At 35.2% G+C, this 15,442-nt stretch carries 17 protein-coding genes; 6 read left to right on the top strand and 11 right to left on the bottom strand.

Annotated features, from left to right (window positions below):
- Positions 1-131: 131 nt before the first annotated feature.
- Positions 132-818, top strand: a complete 687-nt coding sequence (locus BkAM31D_RS06245) for a sporulation protein (RefSeq protein WP_066154285.1) — start codon at positions 132-134, stop codon at positions 816-818.
- A 79-nt stretch (positions 819-897) separates the two neighbouring features.
- Here BkAM31D_RS06245 and BkAM31D_RS06240 read toward each other — a convergent pair whose 3' ends face one another.
- Genes BkAM31D_RS06240 through BkAM31D_RS06230 form a run of 3 tightly spaced genes read right to left on the bottom strand, consistent with a single transcriptional unit; the run spans position 898 to position 2,429 of the window.
- Entirely contained in the window at positions 898-1,365 is a 468-nt protein-coding gene (locus tag BkAM31D_RS06240; protein WP_066154282.1) for a hypothetical protein, read from the bottom strand.
- 54 nt (positions 1,366-1,419) lie between these two features.
- Positions 1,420-2,112: a protein kinase family protein gene (locus tag BkAM31D_RS06235; RefSeq protein ID WP_066154278.1), complete on the bottom strand. Its 693-nt coding sequence runs from the start codon at positions 2,110-2,112 to the stop codon at positions 1,420-1,422.
- A 47-nt stretch (positions 2,113-2,159) separates the two neighbouring features.
- Positions 2,160-2,429 carry a YkvA family protein gene (locus BkAM31D_RS06230; protein ID WP_235820412.1) on the bottom strand — a complete coding sequence of 90 codons (270 nt, stop codon included), beginning with the start codon at positions 2,427-2,429 and terminating at the stop codon, positions 2,160-2,162.
- A 547-nt stretch (positions 2,430-2,976) separates the two neighbouring features.
- On the opposite strand from BkAM31D_RS06230, the gene BkAM31D_RS06225 reads away from it, so the two are divergent.
- A complete protein-coding gene (locus BkAM31D_RS06225) occupies positions 2,977-3,843 on the top strand; it encodes a 3D domain-containing protein (protein WP_066154275.1) in 867 nt (288 codons plus the stop codon).
- A 144-nt stretch (positions 3,844-3,987) separates the two neighbouring features.
- Here BkAM31D_RS06225 and BkAM31D_RS06220 read toward each other — a convergent pair whose 3' ends face one another.
- The 3 genes from BkAM31D_RS06220 to BkAM31D_RS06210 all read right to left on the bottom strand — a co-directional run bounded on the left by BkAM31D_RS06220 (position 3,988) and on the right by BkAM31D_RS06210 (position 6,834).
- Positions 3,988-4,176 (bottom strand): hypothetical protein, encoded by a 189-nt coding sequence (locus BkAM31D_RS06220; protein ID WP_066154272.1) that lies wholly within the window; start codon positions 4,174-4,176, stop codon positions 3,988-3,990.
- A 395-nt stretch (positions 4,177-4,571) separates the two neighbouring features.
- Complete coding sequence (locus tag BkAM31D_RS06215) at positions 4,572-5,777, bottom strand: L-lactate MFS transporter (RefSeq protein WP_066154269.1); 1,206 nt, start codon at positions 5,775-5,777, stop codon at positions 4,572-4,574.
- A gap of 301 nt (positions 5,778-6,078) precedes the next feature.
- The gene (locus tag BkAM31D_RS06210) at positions 6,079-6,834 is read right to left on the bottom strand and encodes a Cof-type HAD-IIB family hydrolase (RefSeq protein WP_066154266.1); all 756 of its coding nucleotides are present in this window, start codon (positions 6,832-6,834) and stop codon (positions 6,079-6,081) included.
- A 176-nt stretch (positions 6,835-7,010) separates the two neighbouring features.
- On the opposite strand from BkAM31D_RS06210, the gene BkAM31D_RS06205 reads away from it, so the two are divergent.
- From BkAM31D_RS06205 to BkAM31D_RS06190, 4 genes are all read left to right on the top strand, one after another.
- Entirely contained in the window at positions 7,011-7,721 is a 711-nt protein-coding gene (locus tag BkAM31D_RS06205) for a DsbA family oxidoreductase (RefSeq protein ID WP_066154263.1), read from the top strand.
- A 135-nt stretch (positions 7,722-7,856) separates the two neighbouring features.
- A complete protein-coding gene (locus BkAM31D_RS06200; protein ID WP_066154261.1) occupies positions 7,857-8,354 on the top strand; it encodes a TIM barrel protein in 498 nt (165 codons plus the stop codon).
- A gap of 88 nt (positions 8,355-8,442) precedes the next feature.
- Entirely contained in the window at positions 8,443-9,111 is a 669-nt protein-coding gene (locus tag BkAM31D_RS06195) for an NAD-dependent epimerase/dehydratase family protein (RefSeq protein ID WP_066154258.1), read from the top strand.
- A 79-nt stretch (positions 9,112-9,190) separates the two neighbouring features.
- Entirely contained in the window at positions 9,191-9,616 is a 426-nt protein-coding gene (locus BkAM31D_RS06190; RefSeq protein ID WP_066154255.1) for a DUF2383 domain-containing protein, read from the top strand.
- A 376-nt stretch (positions 9,617-9,992) separates the two neighbouring features.
- Here the strand turns inward: BkAM31D_RS06190 and BkAM31D_RS06185 are convergent, their stop codons facing one another.
- From BkAM31D_RS06185 to BkAM31D_RS06165, 5 genes are all read right to left on the bottom strand, one after another.
- Positions 9,993-12,005, bottom strand: a complete 2,013-nt coding sequence (locus BkAM31D_RS06185; RefSeq protein ID WP_066154252.1) for a methyl-accepting chemotaxis protein — start codon at positions 12,003-12,005, stop codon at positions 9,993-9,995.
- A gap of 165 nt (positions 12,006-12,170) precedes the next feature.
- Positions 12,171-13,298 (bottom strand): anti-sigma-I factor RsgI family protein, encoded by a 1,128-nt coding sequence (locus BkAM31D_RS06180; RefSeq protein ID WP_066154247.1) that lies wholly within the window; start codon positions 13,296-13,298, stop codon positions 12,171-12,173.
- Positions 13,295-14,005 (bottom strand): RNA polymerase sigma-I factor, encoded by a 711-nt coding sequence (sigI, locus tag BkAM31D_RS06175; protein ID WP_066154244.1) that lies wholly within the window; start codon positions 14,003-14,005, stop codon positions 13,295-13,297. The genes BkAM31D_RS06180 and sigI overlap by 4 nt, the downstream gene beginning before the upstream one ends.
- 148 nt (positions 14,006-14,153) lie before the next feature.
- Positions 14,154-14,924, bottom strand: a complete 771-nt coding sequence (locus tag BkAM31D_RS06170) for a hypothetical protein (RefSeq protein WP_066154241.1) — start codon at positions 14,922-14,924, stop codon at positions 14,154-14,156.
- 12 nt (positions 14,925-14,936) lie between these two features.
- A complete protein-coding gene (locus BkAM31D_RS06165; RefSeq protein WP_157076806.1) occupies positions 14,937-15,413 on the bottom strand; it encodes a hypothetical protein in 477 nt (158 codons plus the stop codon).
- Positions 15,414-15,442: the final 29 nt, after the last annotated feature.

Raw genomic sequence — 15,442 nt, 5'->3', positions numbered from 1 at the left:
TATTTTTCATATTTCAGTAGTTTAATTGATCAAAAGTTGGTATTCTATCAATAGAATACAAGAATTTTTTTACACCATGCATATAATAATAAAAATACTAAACAAATGCTTCTTTGGAAGGAGATGGAGTTATGTTTGAGAGACTTTTCTCTTCTATTGGAATTGGATCTACAAGAGTGAATACGGTACTTTTCCAAGACAAGATTGAACGTAACAAAGAAGTTCAAGGTGAGGTTCATGTGTTTGGAGGAAAAGCAGCCCAAACCATTTCTGAAATCTATATTCATGTTGACACAGAGTTTCATCGTTTTGATGATGAAATGACGGAATTTCGTGATGTAACAGAACCAATCTTAGAAATTAAAATTACCGAACCTTTTGTCATTCAACCAAACGAAGAAAAGAAAATTCCTTTTTCTTTTACGTTACCGTACTACACACCTGTTACATTTAAAGAACAAACGATTCATATTCAAACAGAACTTGATATAAATTATTTTAATCATCCTGTTGAAACACATGATTTTGAAGTAATTGACCCTCTAATCGATCTTCTTAATCAATATTTAATCGAACGTGGATATTATCATAATTTCAAAAGTGGCCAATGTCGTTATAAGCTCCCAACAGAGAGCAATCCAACTCATTGCTTACAAGCATTTCATCTGACCAATGATCAAGGTAAAGAGGTTTACTTTGTCGGAAATGATCAAAATATTCATCTATATGTCCAAGAGAATAATCATTTGAAACATTACGAAATCAAAAGGGATCTAAGTATCGATGAACAGCTACTCACACTACCTGTAGCTATCTAACAAAATCTCAATCTGTAATTCTCTTTTGATCATCTGAAAAGGTCCTATCATTAAGTGACCTTTTCAGATCATTTTCAAACTAAATACGATCTCTTCTATCCCGATTTATCTTTCTTTGGAAAAAGATAAATATCGGAAGAGGAATCAGAATCCAACCTAAACTTTTAATAAAACTATTCAAAGCCCTTTGCTTGCTGCCAGCTATTTGCTGTTCAACCATAGCATCATATTGCCTTTGCAAACGTTCTTCATCTAGCTGATTTTCGTTCATTTGCTCTTCGCTTTTCATTTCCCTCATACTCTTAAATTCTTCAAATGTTTCCAAATAAGGACTAGGGGATACATAATCCGCTAGTGACATAAATGCAAAGACTCCGCCCCCAATGACCATAATCAAAGTTATGAAAGCAACTGCATACTGATAAACTTGTTTCACCATGTCTTCGCGCTCCTCTTCAGTTAACTTAATGGTTGATTGCTTAACACCAAACGTCACAAAACATATAAACACTATAAAGATAACAAGCATTAACAATGTAACTATCACGCTCTCCTCCCACCTCCAACGCTTCGTTATATTATAAAAACGAAAGAATATTTGCTAACGTTTCATTTCTTCTGATTCAATATGAACTATTTTTAATACCTTCTGAACAAAAGAGTGGAGTTGGAATCGCCCTGGGTGTGACTGGTTATACCACTTCCTGACTGTTTCAATTACCCAATAAGGAACTTTCTTTTCAGCAATTAATGTATAGTATTCATAGTAACCCTCTTTTAAGTACTCCCAGCGATGATCATTTCCTTCGTTCAAATATTCAGAGACATCTAACACAACAGCTCTTCCTCCCTGCAATAGAATGTTCTTTAGATGAATATCTCTCGGATTAAGGCCCTTACTTCTTGCAAATTCTCTTGCCCTCTCAACATCTACAATTGCCTGTTCGGGAATCCGCACACCTTTCAATAAACATTCATATAAAGTTAACCCCTCTTCAAAACTTAAAACAAGATAATTTGTTCCATTACTATAATAAGAAGGAAAATAATTGGAATCACCTAATAACGTATACACCTGTTTTTCCCTTTCCAATTTCTTGAGTTTATCTTGACTAAAGACTTTAAATGCAAATTGAGGGGCATCAAGTAATTGAAACACTGCAGCATCTGTCCCCATTCCTATACACTTTATTCCTTTTGGTACCTTTTTAACTGTCACAATTTGATTATTGTTGCGAGAAAACAACTGTATTTGTTTTATTTTTTCATCTACATTTTCTAATAGAAAAGACATCTCCCTCACCCTTTCTAGCATTCAGTCAATTCTTATATTGTTTACCTTTACAGTTGATATTTTTGTTTTAATGAAGGTGGAGCTAGATAAACCATTCTTTCTAACACAAATGTAGCTAGCATGAGATCGTCAAGAATTCCGAAAAATACGAGATAATCAGGAATTAAATCAAATGGAAAAATAAGATAAGCTAATATAAAGCTAATTCCCAATACCTTCTTTGATCTTTTCACTTCTGATGATTGAAAGAATTCCTTCATAAACGGAAGGAACTTTTTTACTTTTAGAATAAATAGTAACCTTTTTGCGTATTTCAACCTGTTTCCCACCCTTAATTACCATTTTAAAAACAAAAAACCTTTACCACTGCTTTGGTAAAGGTTACAAAAAAGACAAATAAAGACCTTTACCATTAGTGTAAAGGTCTTGCTAACAACGTCTATACGCCGCCAACAAAGCCGAGAGGTCTATGCTCCGTAATGACGACTTTGCTGTTAAAGCTACTCCCCTTTGGGAATTTTCAATTTATTTTCTTTATCATAAGCTACGATTCTCATTTCGTCAATTATATTTTCTTCTCGTTTTTCCTTCCGATTCTCTATTGATGTTGTTCATAACTTAGATGAGACCTGGGATAGAACTCTCTCCTATTCCTCTCTTTTCCCACATTTACTCACAAAGCTATGTAACTATCAGGCCTACTAAACATGATTTATGTGAAATCTCGTAATGCCCGTAATACGATTAACATCTTTCTGTTATTTGTGTAATGAAATTGTTACTAGCCTGTTCTTTGTCTCGGAAAGAACCGTGATATAGTTAAATCGCAAGACAAAAGCAACAAAATTTTTGTGGAGGTATAACATGAAGAAAAGCATTCTATCATTAGCAACCGTTGCCGCCCTTACTGGAACTTTAGGTTTTGGCTTTCACGCCTCAGCACATGAGGTAACTGTCGAAAAAGGAGATACACTATGGGGAATTGCCAATACGCATCATATATCAGTTGAAAATTTAAAAGATTGGAATAACCTTTCAAGTGAACTCATTTTCCCAAATGATCGCCTTAAAGTTGCCAATAAAGAAACGTATGAAGTGAAAAAAGGGGATACATTATCTTGTATCGCATCACAGTATGATGGTGTTACTTGGAAGATGATTCAAGAATGGAATGATCTTGACTCAGATCTTATCGTCATTGGACAAACCTTGGACATTTACATACAAGGAAAAGGAAAAAGTTCTACTCCAGCTTCTACTGACATAAAAGAATCAGTAGAAACAACTGAAATTGTTGAAAAAGAGTTGGAAACAAACGAAGAACCGAACACAGAAGAAAACAATTCTTCTTCAGACGAAGAATCAGTCCCTAGCACGGTATCAGCAGAACCTGCAGAAGAATCTGCTTCTACAACAGAAGAACCTGTTAATGAAGAAGTAGCTCAAGAACTAACGATGTCAGCCACTGCTTATACAGCTACTTGTGAAGGATGTACTGGCATAACTGCAACAGGAATAAATCTGTTAGACAATCCAGACAAGAAGGTTATCTCCGTGGACCCTTCTGTAATACCATTAGGATCTGAAGTTTATGTTGAAGGATATGGACATGCAATTGCTGGCGACACAGGTGGAGCGATCGTCGGTAATAAAATTGACATATTCATTCCAAACAAAGATGAAGCCATTAACTGGGGAGTCCAAGACGTAAAGGTAACTGTTTATAAGTAATATTTATTAGAACCAATTCAGCAATAGCTGATTTGGTTCTTTATATGTAACATACAATTCCCTATCAGTTTCCAATTCAAACTTCAAATTTTAATTTATGTAAGAAAGGAGCCTGCCATTCATGAATTCAGACTCCATAATCATCTAATCTTTGCTGCCGTAACGGTCATCTCTCATTTCTAAAGCTAAAGATTGTAATTCATCTGGTATCACATTTGCTATTTCACAATGACTACAATAGACATGGCTCGCAATCCAAAAGTACTCCCTCATGATGTGCTCTTCTATCGGTTTGGGCATTCCACAATAATCACAAAACATGAGATAGTCCATTTTTTTAGCCTCCTTTATTTTTCACCTCTTTAAGTCAATGTATAATCTGGAAGCAATGTCTTTGCTATTTTTATTCCTATATATATACATATGTTGCTATTCCTTTTCAACAACCTAAAATTGGCTTTCTCTATAATTTATGCAATTATTCTCGTAAAAACTACTTACTTCACCTATTCTATTACCCCATTTTATTTTCCTTAAAACAAGATTCACAGAAAAAACATCAAAAATTAAAGACATATCAATTTTTTCGATATAATTGATCAAAACCCTTTAACTATTTGAATTAAATCATTAACATATTATATCATCCAATGATGAACCCTTTTTTATATTTCAATAAAATAAAGTCGAATCGAACATTCACCGATGTCCAATTCGACTTTATCATTCTATGACGCTTGTTTTTCTTTAAAGTTAGTAACCGTTGCCTTCTGTGGTACAACAACTAATTTAGCCATTATGATTGCTAGTACGCAAATTAGACCAGCTAACACAAAGGCTTGTGTAAAAGGAAGAACTTTGACGATTAACGGTCCAGCAAAAGCTGATAAACCGTAAGCTTGATACATAAAACCGTAGTTACTTCCAATATATCTAGTCCCATAATAATCTGCTGTTACAGATGGGAAAAGAGCAAGGAAACCACCAAAACAAAAACCGATAAGCGAAACAGCAATTAAAAATGTCGAATAGTTCATAAAACCAGTACTCATATAAAACATAATAATAGCTGTTAAACTATAAATCATAATTAATGTCTTCTTACGACCTAACCGATCTGAAAGATTACCTAATACAATACGTCCTGCTGCATTGAACAATGCGATCACCATAACTGCATTACCAGCTTGTTCTAATGTTACTTGAACCAAGTCGATACCAATATCAACTGCAAAGCTAATAACCATTAACCCAGATACACTACCAAATAAAAACATGAACCATAATAAGTAAAACTGGTAGGTTCCAAGCATTTGTTTCGGTGTGAAATCATTGTTTGCATCACTAGAAACATTTTCTAGATTCGAAGAAATAGAGTCTTCTTTAGGCGGATTTTTCAACAATTGTGCCCCTGCTACAACTAGCACTAAATATATAATTCCTAAATAAAGAAAAGAGGAAGAGACACCTGTCATTTCTATTAAGGAACTAATTACAGGTTTATAAATTAAACCTCCTAATCCAAATCCAGCGACTGCCACACCACTTATAAAACCTCTTCTATTCGGGAACCATTTCACACAAGCTGAAAGTGGACAAACATACGTCATCCCAATCCCGATTCCTCCAATTACACCATAAAAAAAATAAAGTTGAAGGAGAGTGGACGCTTGACTAGCTAATATTAGCCCAATTCCTAATAACAAACCTCCAATTGTTGCAACCCATCTAGGACCAATTCGATCCTGAAGCCTTCCTGCAAAAATGGTTGCTAACGCAAACGTTGCAATTGTAATGGAAAACGTTACAACGACATCTTCTCTATTCCAGCCAAATTTATCTATTAGAGGCTGATTAAATAAACTCCATGCATACACAGCCCCTAGATTAATTTGAATTAATACAGCACCTAAAACAACTAACCAGCGATTCATTATATAGCCTCCTCTTGCGCTCTTCGCAAAGTTGTCAGAATAATAAATTTTCACAAAAAAAGAGACCAACGGTGATAAAAAACATCAACGTTGGTCTCTTATGCACTCACATTCTGTGTTTACGTAAGCAACCTTCTATCATTTTAAAAAGAAACATTTATTTTCCACTAAAAAACTATGAGAATGATTTCTTACTTCCTTGTTCATCACATTGAAGAAAGCGATCATTGCCGTTGTTCATTATAAGTCACTTTCCTCGTTAGGTCAAACACCCATGTAAATCAGCTATCCAAAACTTACATTACTGACTGCTAGAACGTAATGCCCATCTTTGAATCGCCTTTGCGACACCATTTTCAACATTTGTTGCCGTTATCCAATCGGCAGACTGCTTAACGAATGGTTGTGCGTTACCCATGGCAACCCCAATTCCCGCCTCTTTAATCATGGCTAAGTCATTTAAACTATCTCCCATTGCTAAAACATGATCCATTGTAATGCCTAACCGCTCACAGACTTTCTTCAAGGCATTTGCTTTGTTTACCCCAGCTGCATTTATTTCTATATTAGTTGGACTTGAATTGGTCACTTCAAGTTCTTTATTCTTCTGAAGCTCAGCCAAGATCTTCTTTCTCGTGTCATCCTCTTCAATATCAAAACCAAACTTCATCCACTCATGTGAGGATAAGTCACTAGGAAACTCCTCTCTTATCACTTTATTTACCGTAGCCGCCCAGCAAGTTGCATCATGCTGCTGCTTAAGCCCCCACATCTGTTCGATGTGTTGCAGGTCAAGCAATTGACGTTCAATAAGAGTTCTATTTTCATCCCAAATTTCACTGCCATTGACTGTAATCAAATGAGCATGGAGCGCCAAAGAATTGACCAACTCATCGCATGACATTCTAGTTCTTCCAGTACTAATAACAACGTGAATTCCTTTTTCTTCAGCTTCTTGAATTGCCTTTCTATTTTCCATTGAAATCTCATGACAGTCATTTAACAATGTCCCGTCCATATCAATGGCAATTAATTTAATTTGTCTATTATTAACCATTCTCCACCCTCCCTTTTCTAATTAGTTTCATTGTAACAATCAAACCCTTCTATGTCTTGTCCTTATAAACAAGAACAAAAATAAAATCGACCAAACTGGGGAAGTTCATTTATTTAGCTACCCCCTAAATAATGTGCTATTGTATGAGTAACTCAACAGGAAAGTGGTGTGTTTAATTGAAAATAGAAGTATGGTCAGATTATGTTTGCCCATTTTGTTATATAGGGAAGCGCAGGTTAGAGCAGGCATTGGAATCTCTACCTGAAAGAAAAAACATTGACGTAATATATAAAAGTTTTGAACTTGACCCTAATGCTAAACGGGAGACGACTTTAACGATTCACGAAGCATTAGCTAAAAAGTATGGAACATCACTAGAAGAAGCAAAACGGATGAACAATAGTATAGGACAACAAGCTGCTGAGGAAGGCTTGCAATTTAATTTTGATAATATGAAATTTACTAATACTTTCGATGCCCACCGTTTAGCAAAGTTTGCTGCAACAAAAGGCAAAGCCCATGAAATGACAGAGCGTCTATTACTTGCCTATTTTACTGAAAACAAACAACTAAGTAATCACAATGACTTAATTACCCTTGCAGATGAATTAAACCTGGATCGCGACGAAGTCAAAACGATGTTAGAAGGTTCTCATTTTGAAGAAGATGTTCGATTTGATGAAATGGAAGCCCGGAAGATTGGTGTTCAAGGTGTCCCATTTTTCGTATTTAATCGGAAATATGCCATTTCTGGTGCCCAACCAATCACTGTTTTCCAGGAAACCATAAAAAAAGTTTTAAAAGAAGAATCTGAAGTAACTTTCCAACCAATTGACGGTACAAATACTTGTACTGACGAAGGTTGTGACATACCTAAATCTGAATAACATTCTTACTACAAACACTTGTGCTTCTTATCCAAGTGTTTGTTTTTCTTCTTATCCGTAACAATTACCGGTATACATAATTGAATCAATAACGGGGATACAAAGGATACTACCCTTTGTTTGGAGGTTCTGACTATGTTTATTGGGAGTCATGTTAGTATTCGCGATGGTTATTTACATGCAGCCAAAACCGCTCATCAACTAGGTGCAACTGCCTTTCAATTTTTCCCTAAAAATCCAAGGAGCATAAATGTGAAAGATTTTGATTATACAGATGCACGGGAATGTTCAAATTTTTGTCTCAAACATAACATCGTTTCTATTGCTCACGCCCCTTATCCTACTAAGCTCATTTCGGACAACGAAGTCTCCAAAGAAAAAATGATTAAATCTATCATAAACGATTTAGAAATCGTTGAAGCATGTGGTTCTATCGGTGTTGTTGTCCATTTCGGTGCAACATCACAACTGGAACCTCTTGAAGGATATCGGAAGATGATTGATTTACTAAATGATGTTTTATCTATTTGGGATGGTGATGCAAAAATTTTAATCGAAAATAATGCTGGTACCCAAAATGATATGGGAATTACATCTGAACTATTACTAATGAAGGAATGGGTAAATGATTAACATTGTTATAAATCATTTTTCTTAACACCTTTCTCCTCCCTATAGTAAAATTTATTCATTGGATAACCGTTTTGATAAGGAGGATATTATGGATAAAACAGCATTACTAATTGGTGCAACAGGTCTAATTGGAAGTCACTTGCTTCAAATTCTGCTTGCCGAACCTACCTATAAGAAGATCATTGTCTTTACCCGTAAATCTATACAGACAACTCACCCGAAACTAGAAGAACATGTTCTTGACTTTGATCGTTTAGAAGATCACTTCAGAACAATAAACATACCAATTGATGATGTGTTCAGTTGTTTAGGAACAACGATTAAAAAGGCGAGAACAAAGGAAACCATGCGAAAAATTGATGTCGATTATCCTTTAAAAGTAGCAAAATGGACAAAGCAATTAGGTGCCAACCATTTTTTATTAGTCAGCGCTTTAAACGCAAACGCTCAATCGAAGATCTTCTACTCTAAAATAAAAGGTGAATTAGAAGAAAAAGTGACTAGAATTGGGTTTCAAACCGTTTCTATTTTCCGCCCTTCTCTTCTTCTTGGTTCTAGAACTGAATTTCGACTAGGGGAAAAGGCAGGTGCAATGATGTATTCCCTTCTCCCCTTTCTCTTTATCGGATCACTCAAAAAATACAAAGCCATTGCAGGAGAGACCGTTGCTTTAGCCATGTGTAAAACCGCAAATAACCCTCAAAAAGGGATATTTGTCATCCCTTCTCACAAAATCGAGGAGCGGGCTAAACGTTGAACTGTGGGTGTTTAACTCTCTATTATGTATATTTCTCCTAATCGTTCAAATCCTATAAGAAAAACGAAGGAGATAGACAATGAATACGAAGACTATTAAAGAACTAAATCAATTTCTTGAAGGTAATTTCATGGCCATTCATGCCTATGAAAATTACATTGAACATATTGATAATGCGATGATGAAACAAACCCTCCAACAGCTTCAACAAGAACATAAACAACATGCTATGTTAGTTGCTGAGAGAATTCAAAACCTTGGTGGAGTTCCTGTAGACGATGTAGGCTTACGAGGTAACATTGCTGAAATCTTTATTAAACTAAAAGGGACAACCTATGATCCAATCGCTATTATAAAAGATGCCAAAGTCGGTGAACAACGTGGAATTGACAAATCTAAACAAATACTTGAAGGTGATTTAGATAAGGAGAGTTTAGATTTAGTTCAAGATATTTTAAACAAAGATACAGAACATATTGAACGACTTGATCAACTGCTTCACTAACGGAAACACTACTTATCGTCTACTATGCTTCCTACCATGAATTTTATCATGTGCCATCATAAAAACTCTTCTAATACTATTCCTTCATTTGATTTGACTTTTATTTTTTCTGATAAATAAAAGAAACCTAAAAAAAGAATCGTTATTACAACATTTGCAGTTATAAATCTTTTCATCACTTACCCTCCATGCATCTATCATACATAGATGCATTACCCCCTACTTACACCAGATAAACCATGTTTTCATTAACTTTTATTTTTATTTACATAATAAGTTTGCATGACTAATTGTCAATGGAAGTTTAAACTTGCTTAAAAAAATAAGGTTGTCCAATAAGTCAAATCACTGACTTTACTAGGACAACCTTTTCACATTACTTCACTTTAAACTTCTTAATTAACTCTAATAATTGTAAACTAGAGTGATTTAATTGCTCAGCTGATACTGCCACTTGGCTTAATGCATCAATTTGCTGATCCCCAGCTGCCGCTACTTCTTGCGCTGAAGCCGAAGCTTGTTCCGCTACAGCAGCAATATTTTGAATACTATCTACAACTAAGTTCTTTTGGTCTGACATTTGTTCAGCTTCTGTACGTATTAGCGCTAATGAAGTAACAATCTCTTCAACTGAAATGACGATTTGCTTAAAAGATGACTGAGTCTCATCTACAGCTTCTGTCTGTTGCTGAAAAATATCTTTCGTTGTAGTAAGTTCAGTTAAAACTTTCTCAGACTGTGACACAATACCATTAATCGTCTTACGTACACCTTCTGTTGCTTTTCTGGATTGTTCTGCTAACTTCCGAACTTCTGATGCAACAACAGAAAAACCTCTTCCATGCTCCCCTGCTCTAGCAGCTTCTATACTTGCATTTAAAGCCAATAAATTCGTTTGTTCCGAAATTCCATTTATGGTATCAATCACCTGGTCAATTTCTGAAATTTTCCCAGAAAGATCTTTAATTACACGATCAACGGTAGCGAAGACTTCATTCGCTTCATTTGTTTTTATAAGTAAAGTATCAACTTTCATCGTACCATCTTTGCTAATATTCTTTGTACTTACAGCAATCTTTTGCATATGATGTGTTTCAGTTGCCACTTTTTCTATTTGCCCTGATAACACAAATGTTCGTTTCTTCGTATCTTCAACATCTTCAACCTGATTGCTTGCTCCATTTGCGATTTCTGTTACTGCTGCAGCTACCTCTTCACTAGAGGCGGTCGATTCTTCAGACAGTGCGCTTAAACTTTCGGCAGACATGTTGACTTCATTTGCTGAATGTTGAGCAGATTCAATCAACTGTTTCATCTGGTCAACCATCTCATTAAAATCCATTGTAAGTTGTCCGATTTCATCCTTTGAAGATGAAACAGCTTTAACCGTCAAATCTCCTTGAGAGATTTGACTTACATGCTCTTTCAAATTTTTAATCGGCTTTGTGATATTACGAGAAACAAAGTAGGCGATCACTAATGATAACACTAACATTACGACCGATATAATAATGACTTTTGTTCTAATGTCATACAATTCTTTAAGCATATCATGATAATTATAAATAGCGTTGACTTTCCATCCTGTTTCTTGAACCGTGCTAAAATAAATAAGACGCTGTTGTCCATCAATTTGATCATCAATGTTTCCATCAGCTTGACTCAACATCATTTCAATCGCTTTATCTTCTGAAAGATTCTCCCCTTGACGTGATGGATGTACTAATGCCGTACCACTTGCGTCGAATAGGGATGTATACCCATCATGATTCACTTGAACTTGATGAATAATTGTTGCTAGATCATTTAAAGAAAGATCTATTCCTACTACACCTAAAAGCTGGTCTGTCCGCGGCTCAAAAACAGCCTTTGCTGCCGTTACAACAAAACCTCCCTCTTCTCCTTCTGTTTCATATGGATCGGTCCAAATGACTTCACCAGGATTATTTTGGGCTTCAATATACCAAGGTCTCCCGGTTGGATCAAAATCTTCCGGTAAAGGAATTAAAGGCGTCACATTCATGGTTTTCGTCTCACTGCCGATATAAATAAGCTCAACGCTACCCATTAACTTAGTATAATCGATAAAACTAGTTGCAATTGATTGCTCAAGCTGAGTAATAAGATTAGAATCTTCATTATGTAATTCATTAAGGTAATCGATAACTCGAGCATCTGTACTATATAAATTTACTTGATTAGCAATTTGACTTAAATATTGATTCGTATATCTTGTAATCTCATTAACAGCATTATTCGCTTCGATCCGTGTACTTTGATCAATTACATCTTTCGTTTGAAAGTAAGTAACGGATGAAACTGTTGTAATTGCCGTTACTAACACAATTGCAATTAATGCCATCACTTTATGTTGTATTTTTTGAAACATTAGCACTTTCCCCTTTTTCTATTTTTTCACAAAACAAACAAAACTTATTATATCAGAAAAATGCTAGATTCAGTCCTCTTTTCAAATTATATTTACTGTACAACAAAGACATTTGCTTATCTGAAAATCAAAAAAGCTAAATCATAATGATTTAGCTCTTTCTTATTAATTCCGACCCCCACGCTCATTTGAGTGGTTCGGTCCTTTGTTCTTGTTATGGTTGTTCCCATTATTGGCATTGTTATTTCTTGGTCCTTCCTTTTGTTTCGGAGCACCTTTTTGCTCTTGATTCCCTTTTTGCTCTTGATTTCTTTTTTGATTACGATTTTCCTTTTTTTCATTTCCTTTATGATTGTTTTCTTTTTTTCCTTGTTGTTGATTTCCTTTATTAGCCTGATCACTTTGGGTTTTCTTTTGCTTCTTAGCGTTTTCACGATTTTCTTTTGCTGCTTCCCGGTTTCCTTTTTCATTTTGACGTTTCTTTTCTGACTGACCACGCTCATTTACCGGCTTTTCCATATTCTTTGGTTTATTTGATTCTACTTTCTCTTCTTTACGAGCTTGGTTTCTCATTTGCTTCAATTCTGCAAGAGACTTACCACTGATGTCTTCTTTTTTCTTTACTATTCCGCTTGCTTCAAGTACTTTATATTCTTTTAGGTAATTAACAGAGAGATTGTTCTGCTTTGCTTCTTCATATAAATCAACCTCATCATTTGTTACAATTACTTCTGAATCTATTTGAAAATCTTCAAGGGAATCTTGAATAACTTCTGATAATTCCGGAATGACTGATTCTGTATTTTCCTCAAGAGCAACAACTGAAGTTGCAATGATAGGTTCTTCCATTACGATATATCCTGCTGTCACCGTTTCGCTAATAATTTGTTCTAACACTTCAACGAGAGGGCCTTCTCTTTCAATTAAAGCCAATAGTTCCTTCCCTTCCTCATTTAATCCATCTGTTCGAATAACCTGATACTCGTCATCTGTTGCAATCTCAATACTAGGATTAATATCAATGGTGAAAATGAAAGCTTCTTCAGCCTGACTATTAAATGGCAACAAGAAAGAAGAGAAGACGAATAATACGAAAACAGCAGCCAGTGCTCCATATTTCATAAACGACTGTACATTCTTTTTCTTTTCAATATACGTATATTCCTGTCCAATTAAAGGTATTTCTTCTACCCTTTCTAAAGGAACGTTTTGAAAAGTCCCAACTTGTGTAAGCAATACAATTTGCTGTTCCGTTACTTTAACAACGGTACCAGTTATGCTTTGCCTCTTCATTCTGTCCCCTTCTTTCTTACGTACTGTGAAAGTTGTTCCCATTGTGGATTCAGCGCTATTACAATTAGTGTAATTAAGTATTTACGATGCCTCTCTAATGTCTTCTTCTTCCAACCATACTTTTTAACGATTAATGAGCTTGGTAACTTCTTTTTACTAATTAATAAATCTGTACATTCATCATCCTCTGCAATTGTATGGGCAATGTCAAACAAGTCTTCTCTTGTATCCCGATGTTTTGGTGAATGTTTTTCTAATTCTTCAAATGCAATTTTATATTGTTGCAATGTCAAATCAAGCTCTAATATTTCTTCAATAAGTTCATGTGCTTGAATTTCCTTTTCGTATTGTGCAATCGCAAGATCACTCTCATGATCAATAGATTTTTCATCTTCAGAAGTCGATTGATAAGAAAAATGGGTTTCTTTATTCTCCTTACGATAATAATCAATGAGATCACGATGAATTAACAGATAAACATAGTTTAAAAAAGTTCTTCCCGCTTCTTCTTCAAAATGATCAAGGGCCTTATTAAAGGCCAATAGTGCAATACTTGATTCTTCGTCATTCCACGAGACAAATTTTTTAGAAACTTTCCCTGCGACATTTATGATATATGGTTTATAATGGCGAATCATTCGCTCACGCGCTAATTCATCACCGTCTCTTATTTGCTGCAAAATAATTTGTAATTCATCCGATTTCATTACTGACACCTACTTAGTGACCTTTCTATTGGTCCTTCTAAGATAGCATGTTTAAAAGCTCTAGAGAATAGGTAACAACTGCTAGGTAAGCTATTACCTAGCATCTAATTCTTCTTTTTAGTAGGTGGATGTGTTTTTTTCTTTCTTTTTAATCCCCTTTTTTTCCTGCTCTTTCCTTTGCCTTTTCAGCTCTTTCTTTGCCCTTCTGACTATTTCTATTCTCTTTTTTTTCATTTCTATTAGACTTATCTTTACCTTTTTGTCGCTCTTTCTTTTTATTTACTTCTTGTTTCTTCCCTTTATCTTCTTTTATTTTCTCAGCGTTTATCTTCTTACCGCTAGCTTTCTTCTCTTTCTCTCCTGAAGAGCCTTTTGATTGTTGGCGCTTTTCTTGAGCTCTTGCTTGATTATCTAAAGCCTTTTTTATACCTGCTAATGCGGGCGCTGGAAGATTCTCTTCCTCTAGCATCGCCTCTAAATTGACGCTACGCATTGACGTGCTCTCAATCAGCGCTTCCTCTATCTCCGTTATAACGATCATGTCTTCCTCTACTATTTCCATTAAAGCGGACTCTTCAAGAAAGTCATTCACTTTCTCAATATCCTCATTATAGGTATTTAGTATAATTGCCGCTTCTTCGACTCTTTCTGAATGAAGCAAAACTTCAAGTTTATCATTCGAGTGAGAGATAAATTCAGTTAGCAACAACATTTTATCTGCCTCATTCTCGGTTAAATCAAGCGCTACTTCTTTAAAAGCATTGACATAATCAACGAGATCGTCATCAATGAAATTCTCATCTGTTGCTGTTTCATTAATAATAATGGGTTCTTCCATTTTAATTGACACTTCTTCTGCTTGAGCTGAGTTTGCCACCATCATGAAACCTGCAGCGAATAATAAAAGCACTTTTCTCATAATTAGTCCTCCCTAGTAGATCCTTGCGATGCTATCTTTAAAATCATCTATCTTTTCAGAGTTTGTTTGATAATTTTTTAATGGGGTGAAAAATGTAACAATAATCGTCTCATGATCTGCTGTTTTCACAAAAATATCAGATCTAGTCTCTTCTGTTTGAGTAATTTTAAAAGATAGACTATCCTCTGTCTCCTCAATCATTTGAACAAAGTCGCCTTCTAAATTTAATTCAGCTTTAATTTGCTCAACTGTTTTTGCATTCGGGATTATTGAAACAATGGCCCTCATATGGTCTTGTTTAAATGCTGCATTCAATGGGTCAATTGAAACTTCTTTTTCTAATTCCCAATTACTGGATTGATAAATTACAATACCCGCTTCTTTATTTTCGTAAATAACTGTTTTTGTTTCAGCCGGATTCGCTTCACATGCTGCTGCGATTACAAACATGCCTATAACCGCTATAGCCAGTAAATACCTTTTTAGCAAACCGATAACACCCCATTTTCTATGTACAC

The sequence above is a fragment of the Halalkalibacter krulwichiae genome, assembly GCF_002109385.1.
Classification (GTDB): domain Bacteria; phylum Bacillota; class Bacilli; order Bacillales; family Bacillaceae_D; genus Halalkalibacter; species Halalkalibacter krulwichiae.
This window is presented reverse-complemented; position numbering and strand designations above follow the sequence as displayed.